Annotated in this window: 25 protein-coding genes and 1 tRNA gene; 11 read left to right on the top strand and 15 right to left on the bottom strand. The window is 52.1% G+C overall.

Annotated features, from left to right (window positions below; genetic code table 11):
• Nucleotides 1–38: 38 nt before the first annotated feature.
• A complete protein-coding gene (locus tag DXY16_RS03720) occupies nt 39–422 on the bottom strand; it encodes a PAS domain-containing protein (protein WP_115015422.1) in 384 nt (127 codons plus the stop codon).
• 77 nt (nt 423–499) lie between these two features.
• On the opposite strand from DXY16_RS03720, the gene DXY16_RS03715 reads away from it, so the two are divergent.
• A tRNA-Pro gene (locus DXY16_RS03715) sits at nt 500–573 on the top strand.
• A gap of 767 nt (nt 574–1,340) precedes the next feature.
• Here the strand turns inward: DXY16_RS03715 and DXY16_RS03710 are convergent.
• From DXY16_RS03710 to DXY16_RS03705, 3 genes are all read right to left on the bottom strand, one after another.
• Complete coding sequence (locus DXY16_RS03710) at nt 1,341–2,453, bottom strand: amidoligase family protein (protein ID WP_170953825.1); 1,113 nt, start codon at nt 2,451–2,453, stop codon at nt 1,341–1,343.
• Between the two features lie 2 nt (nt 2,454–2,455).
• Nucleotides 2,456–3,091: a hypothetical protein gene (locus DXY16_RS14285; protein WP_137007013.1), complete on the bottom strand. Its 636-nt coding sequence runs from the start codon at nt 3,089–3,091 to the stop codon at nt 2,456–2,458.
• A gap of 363 nt (nt 3,092–3,454) precedes the next feature.
• A complete protein-coding gene (locus DXY16_RS03705; protein ID WP_115119624.1) occupies nt 3,455–3,766 on the bottom strand; it encodes a hypothetical protein in 312 nt (103 codons plus the stop codon).
• A 650-nt stretch (nt 3,767–4,416) separates the two neighbouring features.
• Here DXY16_RS03705 and DXY16_RS14600 point away from each other — a divergent pair.
• A complete protein-coding gene (locus DXY16_RS14600; protein WP_170953824.1) occupies nt 4,417–4,578 on the top strand; it encodes a hypothetical protein in 162 nt (53 codons plus the stop codon).
• A 143-nt stretch (nt 4,579–4,721) separates the two neighbouring features.
• Here DXY16_RS14600 and DXY16_RS03700 read toward each other — a convergent pair whose 3' ends face one another.
• Entirely contained in the window at nt 4,722–5,015 is a 294-nt protein-coding gene (locus DXY16_RS03700; protein ID WP_115119622.1) for a DUF1330 domain-containing protein, read from the bottom strand.
• Nucleotides 5,016–5,104: 89 nt separating this feature from the next.
• Nucleotides 5,105–5,425, bottom strand: coding sequence for a hypothetical protein (locus tag DXY16_RS14995; protein WP_115119620.1), 321 nt, complete (start codon nt 5,423–5,425; stop codon nt 5,105–5,107).
• Nucleotides 5,426–5,708: 283 nt separating this feature from the next.
• Between DXY16_RS14995 and DXY16_RS14280 the strand changes: the two genes are divergently transcribed.
• From DXY16_RS14280 to DXY16_RS03680, 3 genes are all read left to right on the top strand, one after another.
• On the top strand, nt 5,709–6,032 hold the full coding sequence (locus DXY16_RS14280; protein WP_137007012.1) for a hypothetical protein: 324 nt from the start codon (nt 5,709–5,711) through the stop codon (nt 6,030–6,032).
• 371 nt (nt 6,033–6,403) lie between these two features.
• Nucleotides 6,404–7,393, top strand: coding sequence for a hypothetical protein (locus DXY16_RS03690; RefSeq protein ID WP_137007011.1), 990 nt, complete (start codon nt 6,404–6,406; stop codon nt 7,391–7,393).
• Between the two features lie 1,625 nt (nt 7,394–9,018).
• Nucleotides 9,019–9,249 carry a hypothetical protein gene (locus tag DXY16_RS03680; RefSeq protein WP_115119722.1) on the top strand — a complete coding sequence of 77 codons (231 nt, stop codon included), beginning with the start codon at nt 9,019–9,021 and terminating at the stop codon, nt 9,247–9,249.
• A 38-nt stretch (nt 9,250–9,287) separates the two neighbouring features.
• On the opposite strand, the gene DXY16_RS03675 is transcribed toward DXY16_RS03680, so the two are convergent.
• Complete coding sequence (locus tag DXY16_RS03675; RefSeq protein WP_115119614.1) at nt 9,288–11,396, bottom strand: sigma 54-interacting transcriptional regulator; 2,109 nt, start codon at nt 11,394–11,396, stop codon at nt 9,288–9,290.
• A gap of 48 nt (nt 11,397–11,444) precedes the next feature.
• On the opposite strand from DXY16_RS03675, the gene DXY16_RS03670 reads away from it, so the two are divergent.
• Nucleotides 11,445–11,849: a hypothetical protein gene (locus tag DXY16_RS03670; protein ID WP_244281527.1), complete on the top strand. Its 405-nt coding sequence runs from the start codon at nt 11,445–11,447 to the stop codon at nt 11,847–11,849.
• 12 nt (nt 11,850–11,861) lie between these two features.
• Here DXY16_RS03670 and DXY16_RS03665 read toward each other — a convergent pair whose 3' ends face one another.
• Nucleotides 11,862–12,074, bottom strand: a complete 213-nt coding sequence (locus tag DXY16_RS03665; RefSeq protein WP_115015595.1) for a hypothetical protein — start codon at nt 12,072–12,074, stop codon at nt 11,862–11,864.
• 105 nt (nt 12,075–12,179) lie between these two features.
• Nucleotides 12,180–12,932, bottom strand: a complete 753-nt coding sequence (locus DXY16_RS03660) for a metallophosphoesterase (protein WP_115119610.1) — start codon at nt 12,930–12,932, stop codon at nt 12,180–12,182.
• Between the two features lie 64 nt (nt 12,933–12,996).
• Here DXY16_RS03660 and DXY16_RS03655 point away from each other — a divergent pair, with 64 nt between their 5' ends.
• Nucleotides 12,997–13,449 (top strand): Fur family transcriptional regulator, encoded by a 453-nt coding sequence (locus tag DXY16_RS03655; RefSeq protein WP_115119720.1) that lies wholly within the window; start codon nt 12,997–12,999, stop codon nt 13,447–13,449.
• A gap of 22 nt (nt 13,450–13,471) precedes the next feature.
• On the opposite strand, the gene DXY16_RS03650 is transcribed toward DXY16_RS03655, so the two are convergent.
• Nucleotides 13,472–13,930 (bottom strand): hypothetical protein, encoded by a 459-nt coding sequence (locus DXY16_RS03650; protein WP_115119608.1) that lies wholly within the window; start codon nt 13,928–13,930, stop codon nt 13,472–13,474.
• Between the two features lie 27 nt (nt 13,931–13,957).
• Nucleotides 13,958–14,953: an arsenosugar biosynthesis radical SAM (seleno)protein ArsS gene (gene arsS / locus DXY16_RS03645; RefSeq protein ID WP_371410859.1), complete on the bottom strand. Its 996-nt coding sequence runs from the start codon at nt 14,951–14,953 to the stop codon at nt 13,958–13,960.
• Nucleotides 14,954–15,065: 112 nt separating this feature from the next.
• On the opposite strand from arsS, the gene DXY16_RS03640 reads away from it, so the two are divergent.
• Nucleotides 15,066–15,971 carry a hypothetical protein gene (locus tag DXY16_RS03640; RefSeq protein ID WP_244281526.1) on the top strand — a complete coding sequence of 302 codons (906 nt, stop codon included), beginning with the start codon at nt 15,066–15,068 and terminating at the stop codon, nt 15,969–15,971.
• On the opposite strand, the gene stpA is transcribed toward DXY16_RS03640, so the two are convergent.
• Complete coding sequence (gene stpA / locus DXY16_RS03635) at nt 15,968–17,167, bottom strand: glucosylglycerol 3-phosphatase (RefSeq protein ID WP_115119718.1); 1,200 nt, start codon at nt 17,165–17,167, stop codon at nt 15,968–15,970. The genes DXY16_RS03640 and stpA overlap by 4 nt on opposite strands.
• 343 nt (nt 17,168–17,510) lie before the next feature.
• Here stpA and DXY16_RS03630 point away from each other — a divergent pair, with 343 nt between their 5' ends.
• Complete coding sequence (locus DXY16_RS03630) at nt 17,511–17,762, top strand: hypothetical protein (RefSeq protein ID WP_115119716.1); 252 nt, start codon at nt 17,511–17,513, stop codon at nt 17,760–17,762.
• 323 nt (nt 17,763–18,085) lie between these two features.
• On the opposite strand, the gene DXY16_RS03625 is transcribed toward DXY16_RS03630, so the two are convergent.
• Nucleotides 18,086–18,673: a glutathione S-transferase family protein gene (locus DXY16_RS03625; RefSeq protein WP_115119601.1), complete on the bottom strand. Its 588-nt coding sequence runs from the start codon at nt 18,671–18,673 to the stop codon at nt 18,086–18,088.
• Nucleotides 18,674–18,762: 89 nt separating this feature from the next.
• Here DXY16_RS03625 and DXY16_RS03620 point away from each other — a divergent pair, with 89 nt between their 5' ends.
• Entirely contained in the window at nt 18,763–20,085 is a 1,323-nt protein-coding gene (locus tag DXY16_RS03620; RefSeq protein ID WP_115119599.1) for a site-specific integrase, read from the top strand.
• A gap of 520 nt (nt 20,086–20,605) precedes the next feature.
• Here the strand turns inward: DXY16_RS03620 and DXY16_RS14275 are convergent.
• Nucleotides 20,606–20,932 (bottom strand): hypothetical protein, encoded by a 327-nt coding sequence (locus tag DXY16_RS14275; protein WP_137007010.1) that lies wholly within the window; start codon nt 20,930–20,932, stop codon nt 20,606–20,608.
• Nucleotides 20,933–21,107: 175 nt separating this feature from the next.
• Here DXY16_RS14275 and DXY16_RS03605 point away from each other — a divergent pair, with 175 nt between their 5' ends.
• Nucleotides 21,108–21,551: a hypothetical protein gene (locus DXY16_RS03605; RefSeq protein WP_137007009.1), complete on the top strand. Its 444-nt coding sequence runs from the start codon at nt 21,108–21,110 to the stop codon at nt 21,549–21,551.
• A gap of 248 nt (nt 21,552–21,799) precedes the next feature.
• Here DXY16_RS03605 and DXY16_RS03600 read toward each other — a convergent pair whose 3' ends face one another.
• Nucleotides 21,800–22,186: a hypothetical protein gene (locus DXY16_RS03600; RefSeq protein ID WP_115119593.1), complete on the bottom strand. Its 387-nt coding sequence runs from the start codon at nt 22,184–22,186 to the stop codon at nt 21,800–21,802.
• Nucleotides 22,187–23,113 lie beyond the last annotated feature (927 nt).

The raw sequence follows: 23,113 nt of genomic DNA, 5'->3' as shown, positions 1-23,113 counted from the left end.
GAAGGTCCTGTTGGACGCTCTCCTGTTTTTCGCTGTCGTCAACAGGCATGGGGCCCTTCCAGGGGGCGCAATGTTGCGGCAAAGCTCCAATGATTATCGGTTGTTTTTTCAGCAACTATGAAATGTTCACTGCGCACACTGGTTCCATCACAGCAGATGGTGATGAGTTCCAGAGGGTGATTCACCAGCTTGGATGTTTCCGTGAGCTTGAAGCGTGAGAAGCCGCTGTGATGTTGCTCTCTGAATTCCTGAGGAAGGATGGCACTGATCGACTGACCGATCAATTGCTCATCCCAGCCATAGACATCGTGAAAGCGTGGATTGAATTCCATCACTCGACCTTCCGCATCTGCGCGGACAAACGGAAGGTCATGCCGCTCACGCAAGGCTGCAACGGCTCCTGGGGTCCACTCGCTGGCCATCGAAGGACTGCAATCTTGTTCAGGCTAGGGAGGGGAAGGGATTGCGTCTGCCTGCTGACCGCTAAACTCTGTTGCATCGGGGTATAGCGCAGTTTGGTAGCGCGCCTGCTTTGGGAGCAGGATGCCGGGGGTTCAAATCCCTCTACCCCGACTTCCAGACAACGCAGTCCATGACTGTGTTCTTCGCCGCCTTCCCAAGGCGGTTTTTTATTGGCGTCTTGAAGGTTGTGAGACAGCGCTACCAACAAGAGGAAGCCTGCGTAGCGGTGCAGACCTGTGTTCCACTCATGCTTGGTGCGTTCCCCCAGCGCAGATCGCTGTGAACAACGCCAAGGCAGCAGGCAGCTCAAGCACAGGACGCGCGAACAGCATGAGCTGAGATCGATTGGCAGCACTCGCTGTGGCTGTTGCTGATCAGGGACCTTCAGTCTGCTTGTGGCTTCCCGTTTCTGTGTTGCAGTCAGCTCGGCATCCACGGGAAGCAACGCTTGGGGAGAGGTTTGGTCTGAGTGGCCCGACAAACGAGCAGTGGTTGATCAGGGTGAGCTTGTCTCGGCCCCCACATGCTTTGACCTTGTTCAGTCGCAGCGGCAGTGTTTGCTGCAGCTCAGGTGTTCACGTTTGGCGCATTGCCAGGTCAAGCCGCTCAAAATGGCTGTCCCGAGGCCCACTGGGTCCAGACGGGCGCACTCTTGGGTGCTGGTTTTTGCACGACTAAGCACCGAAAACATCACTACGTTCGCGCGCTTGGTGATCACTACGCCGGCAAAGGACGGTGCGTCAGAAATGGTCCTTGGTCGACTGGTCGTCGATCAGTCGAATGGGGGCCTTACTACGAACCTCGCAATCAATCTGGCAGTGTCACCTTTGAAGGCCCTCATGGGGAGAGGTTGAAGCTGGAGTCTCGTGTTCCCTCGGCTATGGCCTAAATCGAGAGCAATAAAAATCCCGCACACTCGTGTCTATATTGATTTCATTTAAAAAGGCAAGAATACTTTTGTTGTCAGTACCAACTGGCCCAAGCCGCTCAATGTTGATTGACGAGCAAGCGATCGTCAGCAGTGCTTCCACAACACAGGCTGCATTGATGATGTCTAATGCTTCTAGGCTCGAGGGGAGAATACGCACTTCGAATGTCGGCTTTTCTTTGATCTCGTGAATAATATTGGCTAGGTTGTAGTTACAGTATTTGGTGATGGGCAACTCCTGAAGTTGCCTTTTTGCTTCTGGCCAGGCGAGAAGCGTGAAGGATGGTTGTGCAACTAAGTTGAAAAGGGATTGAGGCCATTGACCAAGCCTTGTACAGTGTATGTTTGTTTTGAATAGTCTTCTGAGCAATTGATCATGGTCGTCAAAGAGGTTGACGATGTTTTTGATTGTTTGTGCGGAATGAAATGATAAGGCTTCAAAATGGAGATGGGTTGCTCCCTCTACTGGAATCGTATATGCCAGATCTTTTGCCAGACAAAGGAATTCTGAGAGTTGCTGATGATGGTCTGTCTTTATTGGGGCAGTCACTAGTTCGCATGCCCTCTCTCTCTCTCCAGGTAATGGGGCTGCGATCGCGATTGAATGATTCGATTGATCAACGACTCGGCACATCCCTGAGCGATCGATCTGTAAATCAGTTCGATATAGATGTGCAAGTTTGGTTAAGACCTGTTTGATCGGTAGCCCAGCATCACATTGGCAAGCAACCAATTCTAGGAATCTCGCATCATCACTAACGATCCTGTACCAGCCTTCCTTTGACGCTGCTGATTTGTCCAGGTCTGATTGAAGTGTTAGGTCGTCAACGCATAAAGCGATCAGCTTTTGACCTGGCCCAACAACTTTAAAGCCAAGTGTTAGGTTCTCAAAAATTGGAGTATCTGGTAGTTTGCTTGGTTCAGCTTGAGCATGGAAAAATCTAATGACTTCTCCATTGTGAAGTCGAGCTATGGCATCAGCCAGATTTCTTCTCGACAAGCCTTTGGGGGCAATTAATTCAACCTCAAATCCGATTCGAGATCTTAAGTGATTTGTAATCACTTTTATCGATTGTATAATCTTCTCGCTGTTTGCAGTGATTGATTAATATATTCATTGTTTCCTCTGGCCAGGTTCTGGTCGATTCTATATTTACTTTGCCGGATCTCAGCAGCTGTCGCCTGTCTGCCATGTCTGCTATGGTTCCATAGCAGAGCGAGTAAAACAGCGTCATTATATGTGTATCCTTCTTGGTAAAGTCTATAGGAGCTTAGGTCGTTGATTCTTGTTGTTCTCAGATACCGATTCTGTGCCAAGGAGACTGTCTGATTGATTGCACGAAGTGTGTTATTGAGATCACCATAGTGTTGACCAATTAATATTTTTCTGCCTATTCTTAGCTTCGAATCCCAGGTTGATTGTCCCCAGAACTCGGAAAGTACTCTTGCATCCCAATAATCATAGCTGCTCCTTGAAAATGCATTCATCTGCTGCTGGCGCGTGGTATACAGCGTTGAGATGATGATCTCGTTCTTGCCTGTTAATGGAGAATATAGATTTGCCGTAAAGTGTTCATAATCAGCGCTTCTTTGTTCTGCTTTTGAAGGCCGTTGTGCTGTCAGTGTGAGGGTGCCTAGGACAAGCCATGTGGCAGCAAAGGCCGAGGCCAGTTTGTTCACCATATTGTTTACCGTTGCCATTTCCTACTTCATAGCATCACTTGTGTCAATTCTATTTTCTTCGGACAATCCTTAATGGAAGGTCGGCCTGTTGCTGCGGATGCGCTGCTCACTGGTCTGAATTCATCGCTATTCGCCGTTGTCAGTGTTGATCGCTTGTTGAGAACTGGTTGATCATGATCGGCGTGCTTTATCTTTTTTGGATCCAATCCCTTCAGATCAGTGTCGTTGTTGATGTGGAATGGTGTTAGTTCATTGTTGGATTGTGTTCATGTTGAGCTTGCTGAATGATGTAATTGAGCTTGTCAATCCTTATCATTATTTTGTGAGTCAATGCCCTGACTCTTCTGTGCAGGGTGGGTAGAGTCGTTCCTTATTACCCCTCTATCGATCCCAGATGCTGGTGCAGTTCTCCTTTTCGTATTGACGTCTATTTTCTCTAAAACTTAATTCCTGTTTGGCAAGTTGCTGACTCGCTGCTTCGACCAGCTGCTCGTCATCGTTGGAGGAGATCACGAATCGATTGATCGCCATGCTTCTACCAAGCCTGTTCTGAGCAGCTTTGATCAGATCACAATGATTGGTGTCATTGCTGTGGGTTGGTACTGGCACGATGAAGACTCCCAGTACTAGCAGCGCTGCAGTGGTGGCAGTACGTCTCCATTGGGCTGGATCAATATTGGGGCTTGAATTCACGTGGGCTTGCCTCGTCTGATGGTTTTTAGTGTCCGTCTTCTTACAGAATTCTCTGCCAGGTTTAGATCTGCATTGGTTCCATCCTGATCACTGCTGATCGCTAAGCCTCTCACTTTGTGGCTTCACCTGTTTCAACATTAGTCGTTGTTAACGCCAACGCAGGGATCCTGTGCTCGGCCTGAGGGTAAATCTTCGTCATCAATCATCCCACTTAAAAATAGTTCGCACAACTCTGCGGGATTTCGGCTGTTGACCCACCCCTCGAAGCCGTCATCGTCAAAGGCTCCGACAGACGGTTGTGACAACCCTGAAGCAAGAAGCCCGAGACAAAACAGCAATGCAGCTCGTTGCATTTGGTTTTTTTGAACCACTCGCTCATGTCTAGCAATCCTTCACCCCGCCCCCCAGCTCAAGCTGGTCTTCACCTCGATCTGCATCAGGCGTCGTCATCGATGTCAGTCACGAATTTTGAACCATTTGGCGCCACACTTCACGCAAGAACTTCGATTTGATCCCTTCTCCAGAATAGGGCTTCGCCTTTGTGTGCTTTTTGCTTCAGCTTGCGCTGTTGTTTCTGTGGCCATGCATGTCATGCCTTGCGTCGAAACAACCAAATGGGGGTGTAGCTTTGAAATGCATTGCAGCGGATCATGATCAGTACTGTTGCCTTCATGCTCGGTGAGCTTGAAATCAGCAATGTCACCGTGGTGTTTCTGGCGATTATTTCGCTTGTCTTTGTCGGTAGCTTTGCTGTTGTGTCTTGGCAGACAGGTGAATTGATTAAACCACCAAAAGATGAACAAACGGATTGATTCCTAGGTAATTTCATATTGGTCAAATACGCCAATAGCTATTAACATGCTCTTATCTCCCTGATTCTGCTCGATACCTCTTTTGTCTAAATAAGCTTTTGGTGCGACAAGGGCGATCTCCTGATCGCCGAGTCATCAGCACCTTATTCATTCAGCTCTTCGGTGATGGTTAGGCTTAGTTCGGAGTAAGGCGTTCTGAGTTTGATAAGCTCTTGGTATCCCTCAGATTCATAAGCATCGATTGCATTTTCTTTTGAGTCAAATTCTACAATTACGTTCACCGTACCTGGGCTACCTTCTCTTACGTCACTGCTAAGGTCCCGGATCAAAATCCGTGCATTGACTGTCGCTAGCCAAGCTGTGAACTTGCTGATGTAGGGCACCATGCCCAACGGAGTGTGAATTGTACCGGTGCATACCCAATACCCTTTCGCCATGAATCAAGCTGGAAAACCTGACCTTCTCACAGATTTGCTGACTTGTCTTCCTTCTTGTTGCAGATACCCATGATGCCTCAATTGCCTTTTCAGCCTAAACGCTGTGTGCCGCTGTTCATCATCTCTGTGTAAGTCATGGCCCGGGTTGGTTTAAGCCTGGCGTCTGCTTCTGGCTGCGCTAGACCCTTCTCCTCTTCGGAGCGCATCTCTATCTCCATTCCCGCGGCCTTCTGTCCAGTCATTTCGTTTGAGCGCCCATCCCCCACTGGGTTGTGCTTGCCCTGATCTTGATCCTGACTCACCCTCGCCTCACTGTTGGCATCCGATTCTTGTAGTGTGCCGGACTGATCGGGATTTGGCCTTTTCTGGGTCTGTTTTTCTACCTTCTTTGCGCCATCACGTGATCTCAATGCTGGTTAAAGGCACTGAGGATCAGATCTGAGCATTGATATGGCCTCTCGTTTCTATGTACCAAGCCTTGCATTGCCTCGTTTGTCTCACTCTTGGCTTCCTCGGTCATAACGATCCTTCGTTCCAGCGAGACTCCGCTTCTTGTTGGCTTGTCAGCCCTTTCGTTCTCTTGTGCGTCGTTGTTCTGGCTTGCTTCGCGTTGGTTATCCCTTTTGCTCTTAGGGGCTTCAATCGTCCTACTGAGTCCCTGGGGACCTGTCTATCGGTTTGAACGTGTATTGATTGTCGATTTCATCAAGCACAATTGCGCGTTCCTTGTTGCTTTTATCTGTATCGTGGATCACAGTTTTTACTCAACTTCATCGATGCGCGAAGTTCGGTAAAGATGCTCCTCGCTCTATTGGCTTTGAATTTAGGTTCTGTGAACTGAATTCCATCACCATGTACAAAGTTGGCCAAATAGCCCGTAAGAAGCAAAATGCTCATCTTGAACATTTAGCGCGTGAAGCGGAGCATCGAGCTAATCAGGCAAGGGAAGATTATTTTCAGGAGCGCTATCGCTCAGTCGCAAACGAGGTGCAGGCATTTAGTGACTGCCTGGATTGAATCCAGTTTAAGCCTCCATTCAGAACGTTTCTCACCGCCTCATCATTGGTGTTTGTGGAGCTTGTCGTTCTCTGCTTGCCTAGAACCTCCAATTTTGGTTCTCCCCTCTCTTGAGTGTTGCCACCCTTGGCCTGCGCTGGATGGCGACCCTTGCGAGTCTCCATGTCAGCCCTCGTTATTCTTTTCGCTCTTCTCCCTTATCCCGTATTGCTTGTGCTGTTGCGTTGATCTCCGTCATCGCACTCCCTTTGCCCTGCATCCCTAATCGCCGCGATTCCCGATTGTTCCCTTTCATCTCAGGCGAGCATTTTTGAGCCGTCCACTTTGTGTGAATGCTTGGGGCTAGGCCTTCTACTTCATTGTCGATAGACTTGGCTCGATTTGTTGTAGGGGTTTTAATGTTTTTAGTTCATAACTCGCCTGAGCAGGCTTCTCTTCTCGCCTCAGCACTTGTGCAGGTGCATCGTCCTGGCGGTGTTTGGTATACCCCTTCCCAAGCAGACTTGGCCCATACGTTGTTTCTGAAGCTTCTCGGAGTCGAGATTGACTTCAACTCTCATCCTGGTCTTGCTCCAGCTTTTGTCAGTACAAGTTTGAACACTCCTGGCGAGCGACAGGAGTTACTCGAGCTTCTTATCGCTTTTGAGATGCTTTGCAATCCCATCCCTGCAGCATTGGCAGATGATATTGACTCCTGGGCTGAAACCCTTGACGTTCAAAGTGATTGTCTCTTGATGTCACGAGACTTGGCCCGTAATGCGATCGCCCAGGCGACCTCTGATTTTTATCGATTAAATTGGATTGGAGAGGGCGATCATCAGGATGATCCTGCCTTTCAGCACCTTGTTCAACAGTATGGCGATCATGCCTATGGCTTGTGTGTTGAGGCAGATCCTGATGAGTTTTCTAAATGGAATCAGCTGCAGACTTTACCCCCAGGCAGTCTCGGTCGACGTCTCTGGGAGTTCTATCAAGCCAGAGGTTTTAAGCTTCCCGGTGAGCTTGGAGCAGGTAACGCAGCACTTGCCCACCATGATTGGATCCATTTGATTGCTGGCTATGACACCACTCCGATTGGAGAGTTAGAAGTCACATCATTTATGGCCTCCTCCAGCCACTCACCTGGTGCAATCCTTGGCTTTATCGGTGCCATCTCCATCCTTGAAACAGGTCTGCTCCACAGTTTTTATGGTGCAGACAAGTTTGGCTTGGCCCTGTCCTCTGGTGATGGGATCGCAAGGGTTGCCAGTGCCATTCAACGCGGGAAAGGCTGCCTTGTCGATCCCTTGCTGGATGTTGATTACTTTGCCATTGCCGATCAGCCTCTCGTTGACATCCAACGCCAGTGGTGGGCTGTCTGAGGATCCAAGTAGGTCTTGGTGTCAGGCCTGTCGGTTGTGCATTTGCCACACTCCTGCTGTTTCTTCCTTCTTTTTTACTGGCAGTCGTTCTCTTTGATGTCCGACGCCAGGGTTTTGTGTTTATGTCCAGAAGTCGTTACGTGTGATCGCTTCATTTGGCATATTGCTTTGGTCATAGGCTCGCCTCGATTGGCTCTATCTCTGTGGTGGGTTCTTCTCTAACCCGCTTGGGACCCATCGGTTCCGCATACCCCCGAGTTGGTTGACCCAACTCTTTGTCAATCTCTAGCTCTGTGTTTGTGTTGCTTGGGGCTCACGTTGCGGTCTGCTCGAGCGGTTTGATGGTGCTTTTGCTTGTTTTTACGTTTGCCTTGATGCTGTCAGCGTTGTTCTCTCTCGTAGGCCTACGCATTCGACTGTGTACTCGTGCTAACGACGCCAGCGCTTGATGTGGCGCCCTCTCTCTCTTCACTTCCGCTGCTGCCCAGGATGTATTCAAAGCTTTTGTTGTTTGTGACATCAGTCACCCCAGCTTGTTGAGTCTTTTGTGTGACTCGTTGACTTTCTTGATCGCCTTTCGATTCCTCACAGATCTGATCCCAGGGCGCAACGATTCGTACCTCGCGGCATTCGTCGTGATGTCTCCCCAGTTCTGTGCTGATCTACACCAGAAACTTTGTTGTGAGCAGGATCACTTTAGTCATTGATCCAAGTCATCGACGCTGAAAGCCTTGGCCTAGAAACTAGGCGCCTCGGGGTTTCAGCCTCATCGTTCTTTGTTTCATGTCTTTCAAGACCACTAGTCGGTTCAATGTTCTTGCCTTTTTCGGTATCAGTGCATGTTTTGCCTTCTGTGCCCCTGCTTTGGCTGCTGATGGGTGCGGACGCTTCCATCGCTTTTCGTACCGCCTACAACGTTGTGTGATTCTTGGTGATCTGAGCCCCCGCCTTCTGCCGGCTGCTCCTGGTTATCGGCCTGGCTCTGTTCGTTTGGCGCCCAGTTTCCCTCCTGGCAATCCCATCGTTTCACCTCGTTATCGTCGTTATCGACACCCAGCTCGGCCCTTCATTCGTGTTCATTCGCCTTTGATTCGCATCTCTCTTTGAGATTGTGTATTGGGCCATTCACGGGGATCTCCCATCCAGAGCCAATGGTTCACGTCTCGCTTGCGCTGTTGGGTTGAGCGTCGTCGTGCCTGCCTGCCTGCCTTGTTGGCTCGGACTGAGACGGTCTCAATCTCGCTTCCGTTGGCGGCTGATCTCGGCTCAGAACACCCATAAAAAACGGCCCCCCTCAGAGCCGTTATGTTTGCTCAGGAGCATTTCCCTGATTCCATTGTGTGTAGCGCTACGAACATCTGCCAGGGGTAAATGACTCATTGCGTCAGCACGCGTACTGAGGTAATCGATCTTGTCCTGTCGCTGAATGCGTCTCTTTCCTCCTTGGTTGGCTTCGACTGCCGATGCCTTCGACCCCTACCATTTGTCCTCTGTCGTGACCAATCAACTTTCAGTTGTGGTTGCCGATCAGGTTTTTTTTGATTGCCAAGGCATTTTTTGCGCTGCATCGTGCTTCAGGTGTCTCCCCTCGCTGGCTTAACGTTTTTTGGAATCAGGCGTTTGCCATGACTGTTGCCTCTGCACCCAAGGCTCCAGTGTCTGAAGACACGCTCATTGATGCCTTGCGTGGTTGTGAGAACTTGCAGCAACTGCTCCTGCTAAGAGATCAATTGGCCAAGGATCCTTCTAATCCTCAATTGTTCGACTGGGTTTGCTCGTTGCTTGCTCATCGCAGCGTTTCCCGTGGGCTGGCGGCGCGTGTGCTGCTGCAGCTTCATCATCATCCCTTGGCTTGAGCATTTGCTTTTCAGCGGGCTGCCGTGTTGGTGCTGTTTCAGCTCCCAACCAGCCATCGTCCACAGCCCGCCACACTGATTAACACCATGCAGGCAGCCAACCAAGCTTTGCGTTGATTGCACAGCATTCGTCTCAGCACAACAACACTGCCGAGACCTCCCACTGTGACCACGGCACTCTGGCAGAACCGGATCACATGGGGGTCGGCTTGCCAGCTTGGCAACCCAAATTGAGGCAAGCCCTCTAAGCCCTCCATGCTCACAGGCAGCACCATCCCTGCCTCACGCATTCCTATCGGTAGATGGGAGGCTAGGAGCAGCGCCCAGAGCACGGGTAGGAAACCGTAGAGCGTGTGTTCCAGTCGTTGTTGATTGACGATCAACCTGGCCAAGAGATAAACCGTTGCTGGTAGGGCAAGGCTGAGGCATGCGATCGCTATTCGCGGTAGCAGGGGCCCACTGCTGATCGAGCTTGGCGTTAGCCCTGTCCAGCCCCATAATTTCTGCCATTGCTGTAAGCAGATACTCCCGGTTAGCACCAGGACCAGGCCAGGTTCACCGTTGGGAATCACCATGTCGCGTTGAAGGTCGGCAGCAGGTGGCCGGATCGCCAGGCGCACGGACCGATGCGGACAGGCCTGGGCGCAGGTCATGCACAAGACACAATTTCGGTTGTCGCGCAGATGGGCTGGATGGGTTCCAAGCGGGCAACCTGATGTCTGCAGTCCCTCTCCTTCAGCCGGCCCTCCCTTGAAACAGGCATAACTGCTGCAGTTGCCGCTGCAGACTCCGGCTTGGGCTCGAAGTTCCAGCATGGACAATTTGGCGAACAGTCCGTTCATGCCACCGATTGGACACAGATAACGGCACCAGAATCGTTTTTCAAACCGTATCGATCCGCTCACGGCTCCTGCTGTGATTAGCAGCAACAGACAACTGCTGAGTTGCCCGTTCTGAGGCAAATCGCACAGGCTTTCCCAGAGCAGGATGAGGGCAAATCCACCTGCCAGCCATCTTGAGCCCCAGGCATCGTGATCACCTCGTGGCCATGGGGATGGCGTCCAGCCCAATCCCCGAGCCAGCTTCTGGGCAAGTTCACCCCAAACCATGAACGGGCAAAACGAACACCACAACCTGCCCACAACAGGAAAGCTGAGCAGAATCAGTGGCCACCACCAGGCCCAAAACAAATTCAGTGCTCCGTTGTGAGCCCTGTCTTGGGGGCCAAACCACAACCAAAGATTGATCAGAACAAACACCCAGCTCACGATTCCAAAGAGCAGGAGATTCCAGAGCTGAGGTGCACGCATCCAGTTGCGCAACTTTGGTTTCCAGGCCCACAGGTCAAACCGTGAACGCTGTTGCCGTGGTGACGTCCAGAACACGTCCTCTGGTAACGCTTTTGGACTGCTGCCTTGGCGACGCACTTGTTGGAGTGCTCGCTCGATCAATGCTTCCAGCTCGCGCAGATTGTTCGGGAAGTCATAGTTCTGCAGTTGTTTCACCACTGCCATGGGCAGCTTGGGTGGCTTCTTCCAGCCCAGGCGCAAACTCTGTTGGCGGATGCCATAACGCAACCAATCGCCGAGATCTTGACGTCGCACCCGAAGTGGCGGCACTCGGATCAGCTGCGTCAGCGGTGACAACTCAGGGATGGCGCTTTCGGCGGTGATCAGCAGCCGTCCGCGAAACGTTTGCGGCTTGGGCTCCAACCCAGGAGATTGCCATCTGCCAGTGGCGGCGATCTCCACAATCCTTTGGCGAACGGGCGCTTCGAGTTGTTCGAAGTTGTCGATCAGAAGACTGCCTTCGCCGACCAGCTCCAGCAGCGGAATCTGGTCATTGTCCCCTTCCCGCCCGAAGAGCTCGCTGCCATCACTGCGCATCTGAGCCCCGTCCACGCGCAGCATCAGTTGATGCCTTTGGCTGGATCCAAAGTGAATCAGTGCCGCGAGGTTGTCTTTTTCAAGCCCCGGTTCACCCACCAGCAACACTGCTTGGTGATTGCGATCCGTCGAGGCCTCATGGAGCGCTTCCCGCAGTCGTCTTGCCTGGGGACTGTTGCCGACGACACCGCGGCGGGGCCTGGCCACCAGATAGGGGGCAAGACGCTGAAGTGTTGCATTGCCGCTTGCACTGGTACTCATGATTCAGCGTCGAATGGCCAGCTTGCGCATGTCATGGCTATGGAGTGAGTGGCATCCCCCAGCTCCACCATGCCTCGATTCTCAATCGCAGCCCTGCTGATGGTGGTAAGTGCAGTCGGGATGCCGGTTGCCCTTGCTCAGCCGCGTGGTGTCCTCCCCCTGAGTGCGGGGCAACCCATTCTCGAGGCCGATGCTGTGTTGCTTGCTTCGGGTTGGAGGCCCCATCCTCAGCAACAACCCATGGCGTTGGATCAGCGTCGAGCCGGTGTTCCTCTCTCCAGTCTTTCCGCTTGTTCGGGGACTGGGCATGGTTTCTGCCGATTTGATTACCGACGCAATGGACGTCAGCTTTCGGTGGTCACGATTCCAATCTCGCAGCGCTCAAGGCAGACCAGCCAGCTCGGTGGCGTGGTGAAGCGCTGGTGGGTCGAAACAGTGCAGAGCCGTCGTTAAGGCGGTGGGTTTTCAGCCGATGGCGGTGGTCAGTCGAACGGTGCCCCACAGATCGAAGACGCAGAAGATCACACCGATCACGATGATGTCCCAGGCTCGATGACGCACTGCCCATGGGGCGAGAAACAACTCGGCAATCCCATGTAAGGCGGTGCCAATGGCAATGTGCTCCAGCACCAGAAGCCCATGGGCAAGCAGAAACAGGGCACTGGCGATGCATCGCATCAGCACGTCCCAGGATCCACTCGAGGCTTTCGACAATGGACCATCAAGAGTTTCAGCACCTTAAGCCGACTGACCGAAGGGATTCAACCTCCTCTTGGGCATCGGTCATCTCAGCAGTGTGTGTGTGAGGCGCCCATTGCTGCTTAGGTCCAGCAGGCGACCGCCAGGCAGTTGACTGCGTCCTAGTGGGCACGCCTGTAGTGCCGGAAAGGCGCAAAGCGTGGATGGGCAAGCCAGCAGAACGACATCGTTGCGTTCAGGCATCGAGCCTTGCCAGTGCTGATGCAGATGGCCGAACACAACGGCGCGTAGCAGCGGTACTGGTTGCAGTAATCGCATCAGTTCTTCTCCGTCGTCGAGTCCGATCCGATCCCATTCGGGCGCTCCGATTGGCAGAGGTGGATGGTGAAGGCAAACCAGCAAGGGGCCTGACGTGAGGTTGCCTTGCTGAAGCTGCGTCTCCAACCAGCGCAGCTGACCCTTGCCAATTTGTCCACCTTCGTGGCTGTACCAGTGACTGTCGAGGATCAACACAGTCCAGTCGCCAAGACGCAAGGCCTCTGGTGCGATCTCGGCCCGCCGACCTAGGGCTGCTCTCAGTCGCTGAGGATGATCATGATTGCCAGGTAGGACGGCCACCCTGGTCTTGCTTGGCAGCAGATCGAGGGAATCACGCAGGAGGGCATATCCGTTCCAGCTCTCGTCCTGACAGCAGTCACCAGTAATCAGCAGCAGATCAGGGTGATGGAGTGCTGCCTGGCCCAGGGCAAGCTGCCAGTGCTGCAATGCCGGACGCTGGCGTACCCATCCTGATGGTGCGCTGACCAGGTGCGGGTCACTGAGCTGGACAACACGCATGGCCTGCAGGGCTGACGGCCGCTCTCATTAGTGGTTACTCTTGAGAAGACCATATCGAATGACGATGGCAACGAGTTCGTCTTCGACACCGGTTCAGGAGCCCCTTCAGCAGGGATTACATCAGGACGGTCGCCGTCTCACTCCTCAACGGCTGCGCATTCTGGATCTCTTTGAACGCTTGGGCTCAGGTCGGCACCTCAGTGCTGAGGACGTGCATCAGCAGTTGCTCGAAGGTGAAGCGAAGGTTTCACTGGCAACGATTTATCGCACCTTACGGCTGCTGGTGGACATGGGTTTCCTCCAAGAGCTGGAACTGAGCGAGGCCGGCCGCCGCTTTGAGCTTTCCTCTGCGGATCATGGCGATCACCATCATCTGGTCTGTATCCGTTGTGGTCGCACAGAGGAGTTCGAAAGTATTCCGGTGATCACTGCCGGCCAAGCGGCGGCCGATCAACATGGTTTTGACTTGATCGAATCGACCCTGAACGTCAGAGGGATCTGCCCAGACTGTCGCTAAGTTTCTGCGTTTGCCTGATCCGTCAGTTGCTGCCTGGATGGTGTTCGCAGGGCATCCAAAGATCTCCCATGGCATGCACCCCTTGGCAGCCGATCTTCTTCGCTTCCTCTTCCGCCTGTTCGCGACTGGGGTAGGCCATCGATGGCTCTGACTTCTGTGCCGATGTTGTGTGGTTGTGCAATTGGTGGTCGTGGCTCTTGCTTCCATCGAGTTGCACCAGCCCCATGCTCACCGGGCCTGCCGTCCAGATCCCCATCGTGTTCACGCCGACGGCCAAGAGGCCCATGCCTACGACTGAAAGGTTGATCACGCCCATGGCGACAACGCCAATCGAGACAACTCCCATCGGCACGACACCGATACAGACCACCCCCATGGGCACGATGCCGATGGACACAGTGCCAAGGGGGGCGATGCCAATCGCGAAGCGCTTGGGCTTGCTGCCGCAGTGGGCAGGTCCTGAATCTGCTGATGCGCTCATCGAGCCAGAAGGTTCTTTGGAATGACCCTAGGTGGTATTACTGCCTCCATTCAGAGCCCCCCCACAGCTGGAACCGCTGCCGGCGGTGCAGCCGAAGCAGTGTTCGGCGACGGTGATCGCCTGGTGCTCTAGCTCTTGTGCAGGAATGCTCAAGAGATCCTCAAGGGTTTGAACATTGCCGCCGCAGGCGATCCCGAGTTGCTGATTGAAATCACAGTCAAAGAGTCTCCCCTGCCAGTTCACGCTGATCAGGGATCTGCACATCACAGCCTCGAGGTTCTCAGCCCGGAAGGACTGGCGCAGCAGCTCCCGATAGCGCTTCAGCTGATTGCTGCGTTCCAACTCTCTGGCGAAGCGTTCGATCGCCATGTTGGTGATTGTGAGCAGATGGTTGAAGCGGATGCCGTGGTCGCTTAGCAGCACCTCCCGGTAATGCTCTTCAAGCTGCTCCTGGGCCGGTGGAAGCTTGGGACCGGCTGGGTTGTACACCAAGTCCAGGCTGAGGCCGGTGCGGGGGTCTCCGTATCCGAGCTGATTGAGTTGGTGCAGTGCCTCGAGACTGCGCTCAAACACCCCTTGGCCCCGCTGGTCGTCCACCCGACCCTTTTCGGTACAAGGCAGGGAGGCCACCACATGCACGCTCTGGTCGGCAAGGAAGGCTGCTAAATCGGCCTGCCCCGGTTCGTTGAGGATGGTGAGGTTGCAGCGGTCGATTACCTCCACCCCAAGCCGGCGTGCGTCTCGGACCAACTGGCGAAACAGGGGGTGCAGTTCCGGTGCGCCGCCGGTTAGGTCCAGCACCTTCAGGTTCAGATGCTCCAACACGCGGGGGATCAACTGCACCTGCGATTCGGCCATCATCTCGGTGCGCCAAGGCCCGGCGTTGACGTGACAGTGGCTGCAGCTCTGATTGCAGCGGTAGCCGAGATTCACTTGAAGTGTTCTCAGCCCTCCTCGCGTCAGTGTTGGGAAGGGCGCTGTGGTGGTGATGCAGTCGCTAGACGTTGGAGAGACGCTGATCAGTGGTAGGCCGAATCAGACGTCATTCTGAGAGATCACTGCCACGATTGACGTTGACAGTGGTGCCGGCAGCCTCGACCCTGGCCACAGGATTTGTTCTCACGCTTTCATTCGGGTGCCGCGACGTTGGCTGGCTTTGATCGCGCTGACTTCAGCGGCCTTTGGTGCCGTGGCTGCCACGCTGATGTCAGGACCGTCCTGGCTGCAGCAGTCATCGAAGCTTCCATTAACAGTCTTTGGTGAGGATCCCGCTCCAGAGCCCACGCCAGCCCCTTCTCCCAGTGAGATCGCGGTGTTTATGCCTGATCAGTCCCTCGAGGTTGAGAGGGAGGATGGCAGTGAGCTCACCATCGCCTACTCCAGCGTGATCCTTGATCCTCGTTGGATCGACCTTCACTACTACGAAGGCTGGAGCCGGGAGTTTGAGGCCAACACGGATCGCGAGGCTCTGCTCTTTTTTACCGGACCGACCTTTGAGAAAGGCCATCCCGATCAACCCCTCGGCATGGTGCTCCATGGAGACCTCAAACTCACCAACCGATTGATACGAGCTGGAAACCGAGCAGCTGCCGCTGGTCGTGCCTTCATTGGCATTCGTCACGACGGCACACTCACGTTTGGCTTCGGCCCGTTCACCGCTTCAGACGCAGATGACTTCCGCCTCTTCATCGGTGGATTGCATGCCTTTGATCATTCCTTTGAGACCCCACCGGCTGACTACAAGGGTGTGTATGGAGCCATGACGATGGCTGATGTACGCATCGTCTACGGATTGAGAAAGGATGGACGACTCGAGGTGGTGGAAACTGCTGATGGGGTGCTGTTCCCTGATCTGCGGTTGTTTGTGCGTGCCAAGGGTTTCCAGGCGGCCTATCTGCCAGACCATGCCTCGAAGTCGCGTTTGATCGTTCCCGGTCAACGCCTCTGGAGTGATGAACAAGCTGAGTGGGTCAGCGGTGGGAAACCATCAATCACAGCGCTACCTTTCATGCTTCGGGTGGTTGCTCGAGCTAGTCACTAGGTGCGTGTCGCCAGTTGTTGGAACCAGGCAACGTATTGCTCGGGACCTCCTGGCATGAGCAGATCGAAATGGAGTGGATCCTCAGGATCGCTGATGCCTGTCAGGCTGTTGTTGGAGAGGCTGGGGCGATCGACTTCACCGCCGCTGCTGTCCACCAGAACCACACGGTTCGGTTGCTTATAGCGCACACCGATCTCCTGCAGAAGCATCAGGAAGCCGCGATCACTCCCTCCACGTAGCCAGCCATTCCCCTCTGCGGTCGGGGTGGACGTGACGGTGTCACCGACCCCGACAAGCACTGGCATCTGCTCCTTGGGAATGGCCTGCTCACACAGGCTGATCAACGCCTGATGCTCTTGTGGTGCCGTTCTCACATTGAAATCATCCCCAAGCGGGGCCTTGCCCGTGCGGGCGGCGATGTGGCGATTGAGAAGCACCAGCAAGCCTGCTTCCTTGATCGCACCGCGCAACATGAATTGGATGTCGGTAGAACCCACATCGCCTTCCTGAGCTGGTTTCAAGCGTTCCTTCCCCTCAGCATCCCGACCTAAATTCGGGGCCACATGGAGGAAGAAGGCATCGCTTAGACCCTCCAACGCTGCGAGCGTGAGGAGTTCTTCCATCAGGTCCTGCAGCATGGCCTGCAGGGCGCGTTGCAGCTTGACGTCATCGCGGCAAAGGCTGAACAGTCCGTTCAGATTGATGGTGGGAGAGACCTGGGTGTCGAGCACGGCCTTGTGCACCTCTGCCTGCAGTTCTTCTCCGCTGAGGGACGGCATGAGGGCAGGAAGTCGCTGGAAGAGACCTGCTTCCATGCGTGCGGGTAGATCCGCCAGAAAGGCCATCTCTGCTTCGCTCACGCCAGGGTGCGACAGCTCTCCATGGCTGTTTTGAAGTTGCACGCCACCAGCGGCCAGTCCCGGCAGGTAGAGGCCATCACGGCCTGGATGCTGAGTGTTCCCGAGGGCGCGCTCAACAAGCCGATTCACTCCCCGTTTGCCCTCATGTTCGCCATTCGTGAGCACAGAGAATCGACCTGCCATTCGCGCCACGGCTTCCACATAGCTTCGCTTGATGGTGCGCGTGAGAGGGTCCTTGACCAGATTCATGCAGACCCCATCTAGGTCCTGAACGATCAAGAGGTTCTCAAGGCCTGAAAGCTCATTGAGCAGCTCGTCAGATGTCAGTCGTGGCAAGGTGTGTCGCGAGGTGAGAGGGGCTCGTGTCTGGCGTTGCTCAGCCTGGTGGTCAATCAACACCACCAGTGCTTGGATTCAGAGTCAGATCCTGGCTGCCGCAGGGACCTTACGGCAAATGGCCAGGTCGTCCAGATATTGCCGAGTTGCTGGCATAGATCACCAACGCCATCACGGCACCGCTGGAACGCATAAGGAGGGCTGAGGTCGGAGGTGGAACCCTTGCTGATCACCTCCGAACGCTATGGGGGTGGAACCTCAAGACGCTTCAGCTTGGAAAAGATTTGATCTGATTGGATCGCGAAGATGCCACTGGCAAAATGGTGGGCGTCACAATTCAGCAATGGCTGGCTTGCCTGATTTCAACAGTTCCGAAGAGAAGCGGGCCCGGTTCGGCAAGGTCTTCGCTCCTCGGGTGGAGAAATTGATCGAGGATCTCCAGGCTGTGGCCAAGACGGCCAACCTCGAGATTTATGAATTCGACGATGCCTTGGTGAAAAAGCTGTTCGTTGAGCTAGCAAGGCGTTTTCGTCTCACGGCGCATCGCTTCGGCATTGAATTTGAGATCAGTGTTGAGGGTGAGCAGGTTGAGTGATCTCTGTCTGCACGAGGCAGCTTCAGCTGGCCACGTTGCTGCAGCGTTGGAGCAACCTCACCTCTTGTTCGACCATCAAGTAATGCAATGAACCAGCAGGTACAAGCTTTGCAAAGGCTTGGGAGCTTCGTCCTGATCGCGATGATGACCAGGCTTGAGGGTTAGAGGCCGACGTACGGCTAAAGGATGTCGAGCAGTGCATAGACGTGGTGAATGAGTTGGCGATGGACGCGTTCGCGGCTGGCGGGTCATCACGTCATAGAGCCTCGTTACGAGGTGTGCTATAGGCAAAGTGGCCTATCTGCTCTTGCCTGCGAACGCGCTCAGCTTTGTAGCCCCATCGCTTTCTGGTAGGCGGGCCTCTGCTGCACTGAGGCGATCAGGGTCTGGATGGTCGGGTATGGGCTGAGGTTGAGCTCAGGGAAGAACATCGGCAGGTAGGCCAGGTAGGCCTGCACGGCACAGTCGGCGGCACCCCACTGGCGACCCACCAGTGGTTGGGCTGGGTCAAGCCTCTGATTCAGTGCATCCATCAGGCGCGGGAATTCGCGCTCCCGATTGCTGGGCACGAACAAGGCAATGGCCAAGGTTGCATTGGCGAACAGCAGCCATTGGCTGGTGAGGGCTCGCTCGGCATCGGATTGGATGTCCTGACTGTGACGGTCCGCCAGATGCAGAAGGATTGCACCGCTTTCGAACAGTTTCAGCGGTTTCCCTTCGTTGTCGCAAAGGCTGTCATCAGCAAGGGCTGGCAGCTTGCCGAAAGGATTGATCTCCAGAAAGTCCGGTTGGCGGTGTTGATTGGCCTTCAGATCCAGTTCCACCAGCTCGTAGGCGATCTCTTTTTCCTCCATGTACCAGCGCGGCATCGATGCTCTGGTGCGCTGACCGCCGTAAAGGGTTAGTGTCATTGAATTTCTGGCCTCCAATAAAAGTAAGGTAGAATGGATAGACAAGCACATGACAAGCAGTACTTGGGTCTTTTCCATGCTGCGAGCCTATGCCAGCAATCAAGTCGTCCATCACTGTCGAACAAGGCATCAGCGTCTTCAGCTACCAGACAGGTAAGGAAGGTTGGTATGTGCGCAAATGGGTAAAGCACGAAAGGCGATACCGAATTAAGAAAATTGATGGTGCAACAACACAAGAAGAGGCGCTAGCAAATTTCTACAAAGCACTTGTTTCGTTCGAGCAAAAACCGCAGCGTGTCAATGCGAAAAAATTGAAGCATATAACAATAGGTGAACTAGTCCTTGAGTTTACTAAGTGGGAAGCACAGCGAGTTTCTGCTGGATTGAAGAACGAGCGAGCACACGAGAGGAGGAGAATTTCATTGAAATGGATGTTGGCGTATCTTGCGGTTAAACATATTGAGTATCCAGATCAGATAGATCCAACTACTTGGGAAGACTATCCAGTATTCCGAATGGACGTCAGGAAGAATACACGTAAATCAGAACTCAAGGATATTGGTGTATTCTGCCGACACTTTTTGGTGCCTCGTGGATACTTGAGTAATGAGATCGCGATGGGTAGACTCTTTATCCCAAGGGTCAGCGTTAATGAGGAAGACCTGGATGCTAACCCTGCAATCACGCCTCATGATTATAGAGTGATTAATAACCATCTTAGGAATCACTTTGTCACTGGTAAAAATAATAAGAAAGGTGAGTACACGCGTCGTATGTTCTATGGTTTGGTGCACATCCTTAAAAACAGTGGGTGTCGTCCCTCTGAGTTGCTGGCTGTGCGTCGCAAGGATATTGAAATCACCAATCCAAAACGCTGGAGTGAAACACTGAAAGATTGGGTAGATGATTACAAGCTCAAGATTCACATCCGAAAATCTAAAACTGGTAAGAAAAGAGATGTGTTGTGTCGTAGTAATGCTGCTGAGCATCTTCTTGAGTTTATGAAGTATCAGCGCTCATACTTTGATGCTTATTACCCGAGGCTCATCACCTATCCAGAAACGCTTTTGTTTGGCAACCCAGCACAACTTCTTGAAAGGCCGTATGTCTATCGTTATCTCGATAGCTTATGGGAGGAGGTTAGAGGTGCTGTAAAAAGTAAATTAGATGGGAACAGGTTCAGTGAGCGTAATTATACGCTGTACTCTCTGCGTTCAACCTTCATTGAGGACTGCATTACAGATGGTCTAGATGTGTATCTTGTCGCTCGTCTGTGTGGCAATAGTGTTGATGTCATTCAAAAGCATTATGACAGGCATGATGTTCTTAATCGTGCTGAAGAAGTACAAGCAATTCCAGTAGGCAGGAAGAAGCGGCCACGGGTTGAGGTGATTGAGATTGCAGACATCTGACTCGTCACCTTTACTTATTTGCAAATATCACTTCAGATCAGACCAACGTCAAACACAATTACTCCGTCTAGTTTTCAAGTCTCTTCTATTAGCAACAACATGACAGCATAAAAACCTCTGCAAATAACGCCTGAATGGCTTTCTGACGCCGAAGAGGTAAGAAGAAGCTACACACCCCTCACCCTCCCTCATCGGGCCTCACAGCCGCTCACAAGTGGCTCTCAGAGGACACCAACGCAAACATTAAATTACATTCACAATCATTATGGAAAACACGAATACCCGCGACAACATGATCAAGCGGGCTGCAACAGGAAACAATCCGAGCAAAGAGGATAAGGATGCTGTCGTTGCTTACGGATTAGAGCAACACCGAAAGAAATTCCCACATCTAAACCAAACGAATAAATCAAAGCTGAATCCGTCAGCGAATCTAACCGAGACTAAAAATTACATTCTGGAATCAATGATGAAGTGGATGTAGCTATCTACTGTGCTGGCTGCTTGTCTCTAGAGGCCTCTAATCACTTGCACCTGACTCTACTCTAAAAACTCTTGTTCTAATTAGTTCATAGCATTTTGGTTTGGCTTCCCTTATGGCAGTCAACCCGTCAATAGCATATTGAACACCATTCCATTGCTTCATATAAGTCGTGGCTCGACTATTGAACTGCTCTTCACTTATCTCTTTGAGGTTTCTGAGATTGCAGAGTTCTCCAAGAGTTCCGTAGACCAATCCAGCGTTAAATTGATAATCAGCAGCCCTCTCAGCGAAAGGTTTTTCAGCCCAAGCTGGTGTTGCTGAAGCAAGGAAGACAAGTCCTAAGAGTGGAGTCCAACGCATCATGCTAACAATAAATTAATTCCAGCATACTCCAAATGCCGTATTAGCTCAAAGGTAGAGCAGTGCTTTTGTAAAGCGAAGGTTGTCCGTTTCCGATATAAAGTAGTATCTCTAGATTGGTTTGCTGCTCTTAAGGAAGGTGGTAGATTTAAGCTGGGAAGCTTTCAGTATTAGAGAGATGACTAACGAAATTGTAGACAGTGCCGATGGATGGGAACGCCGCGAATGCGGAACCTATTACTGGGATGAGGACCATTATGGGAGAATCTATGTATCCCAAAAGATGGTTGATAAATACAAGCTGAAAGAATGCCTAGACCCATTAGATGGTGAATGGTTTGCCAGTCGAATATTTATGGGTTCTGACGAGGAGGATTTAAAAGAACTTCAATCTAAATATACTCATGAAATCTACATCAGGCATTGTCGTGGTTTCTCCAAAGATGGTGACTCAATGAATCAATCCCAGCTAACTCCACATGGTGACATCGGGAGTGAAGAGTTCGTCGCTTGGTATAACGATTTCCCGCTTGAACTGTTGAGTGAAACAAATGAGGATGATGTTTATATCGAAGGTTGGATTGACTCTTACCCTCCTATTGAGAGGAAAGGATTAGTGTGAAAGAAAGGGTGAGGGTGGGACTAGCTGGCTGACAGCTCTGTGGTCCTGCAAGCGGTCTTGGCAGCCTCTGTTCGGGATCCTGGTTGAGAAAGCAAGAGGCTTTTTAGGTCCTTCTAGGGCGACATAACGTGCAAAGAGGAACCTTTTGCTATTGGCTTAGGGTGGCGTTCTTTTTATGCGCCGGTTTCAATAATCTTTTGGAGCTTACCCTTTAAGCGTGTAGGAAGAAGAGGAGGAAACAAGCAGCCTCAAATAGGCTTGCAAGAAGACCTCGTGCCATTCACATAAAGGTCGGGTTCTGAGTCTTTGCTCGTTGTCATCAAGCGGAGAGTTAAATTCTTACCCTTTGGGTTTGGTGCTTTGTATTTCCAGGCTGTCATTCGAGTTCCACCCATCTCACCCTGCATAGCTGCTTTCATTTTATACGGACCAAATTTGGTCCCATCTTCAATGAAAATAGAAATCTCTGTCTCATCTTCTAGCTCTGTATCACTAGAGCTTTGAACCAGTGAGGCATCCATTTCAAGCCTGACCGATTCACATTGCAGAGCTTGAGTCTCACCAGCGACCGCTTCAAGCGGGACCACCAATAAAGCAGCGAGCCCAGGAGTCAGAAGCAAGCTGATTGCTTTCATTGATCGCGAGAGCAGACAAGAGAACTACATAGTAGGTAATCTCGAGAAAGAGATGCAATCAAGAATAATGACCTGGACGCTTTCACACTAAGCCGAAGGCGGGTCTCATTGACATGTCATCTATACAGGGAGCCCCAGTCTGCAATGTGTTCAGATAGCGGTAACCCGCACCGTATACAGAGAGAAGCGGTAACAGGCACCGTATACAGGGAGAAGCGTTAACAGGCACCCTATACAGGGAGAAGCGGTAACCCGCAGTGTATACATGGGGAAGCGGTAACACGCACCTTATACAGGGGGAAGCGGTCCGCAGTGTATACAGAGAGAAGCGGTAACAGGCAGTGTATACAGGGGGAAGCGATCGGCAGTGTTTAAAGAGAGAAGCGCGAGAGTCAAGGAAAAGACTTAAACACCCGTGGAAGTACGTACCCAAAAGTGTTCTATCTGGGACACAAGTATATATACAAATTAATGGCAGTAATTTTGAAAGACACCGTACCTCCTATTACAGAGGTGGCCAAACTAGGCTATGCATCGGTTGCGGTTTACAGCCTCTTGTATCAATCGGCTTATCAGGACCAGCGCTATGACAAAAGAAGCTTTGCTCAAAGACGTGATTGTGGTGGAACTACAAATTGGTCCCATAAAGCAATCGCTGATACACTTGGGATGGGTAAAAGTAAAATGCTCAAATGCATTAACCTTTTGCTAGATCATTGCTTTATTCAGTGTATAGGCTTGCTTGACTCAAGTAAAGGAAGTAAGCATCGGATTTACAGAGTAGTGCACCCCTCGGAGATAGAGAATGTTAGAAATGCAATGGCATTCATGCCGCTTACTCCATCTGACCTAGCTAAAAAATATTTTTAGCCATTCAGAGCACAACTCTCGCTGAGACTCTTTGGTATGACAGGAATTATTCTTGTA

The organism is Synechococcus sp. UW105, from assembly GCF_900473935.1.
Taxonomy (GTDB): domain Bacteria; phylum Cyanobacteriota; class Cyanobacteriia; order PCC-6307; family Cyanobiaceae; genus Synechococcus_C.
The sequence above is the reverse complement of the archived record's forward strand: the minus strand, read 5'-3'. Positions and strand labels throughout refer to the sequence as shown.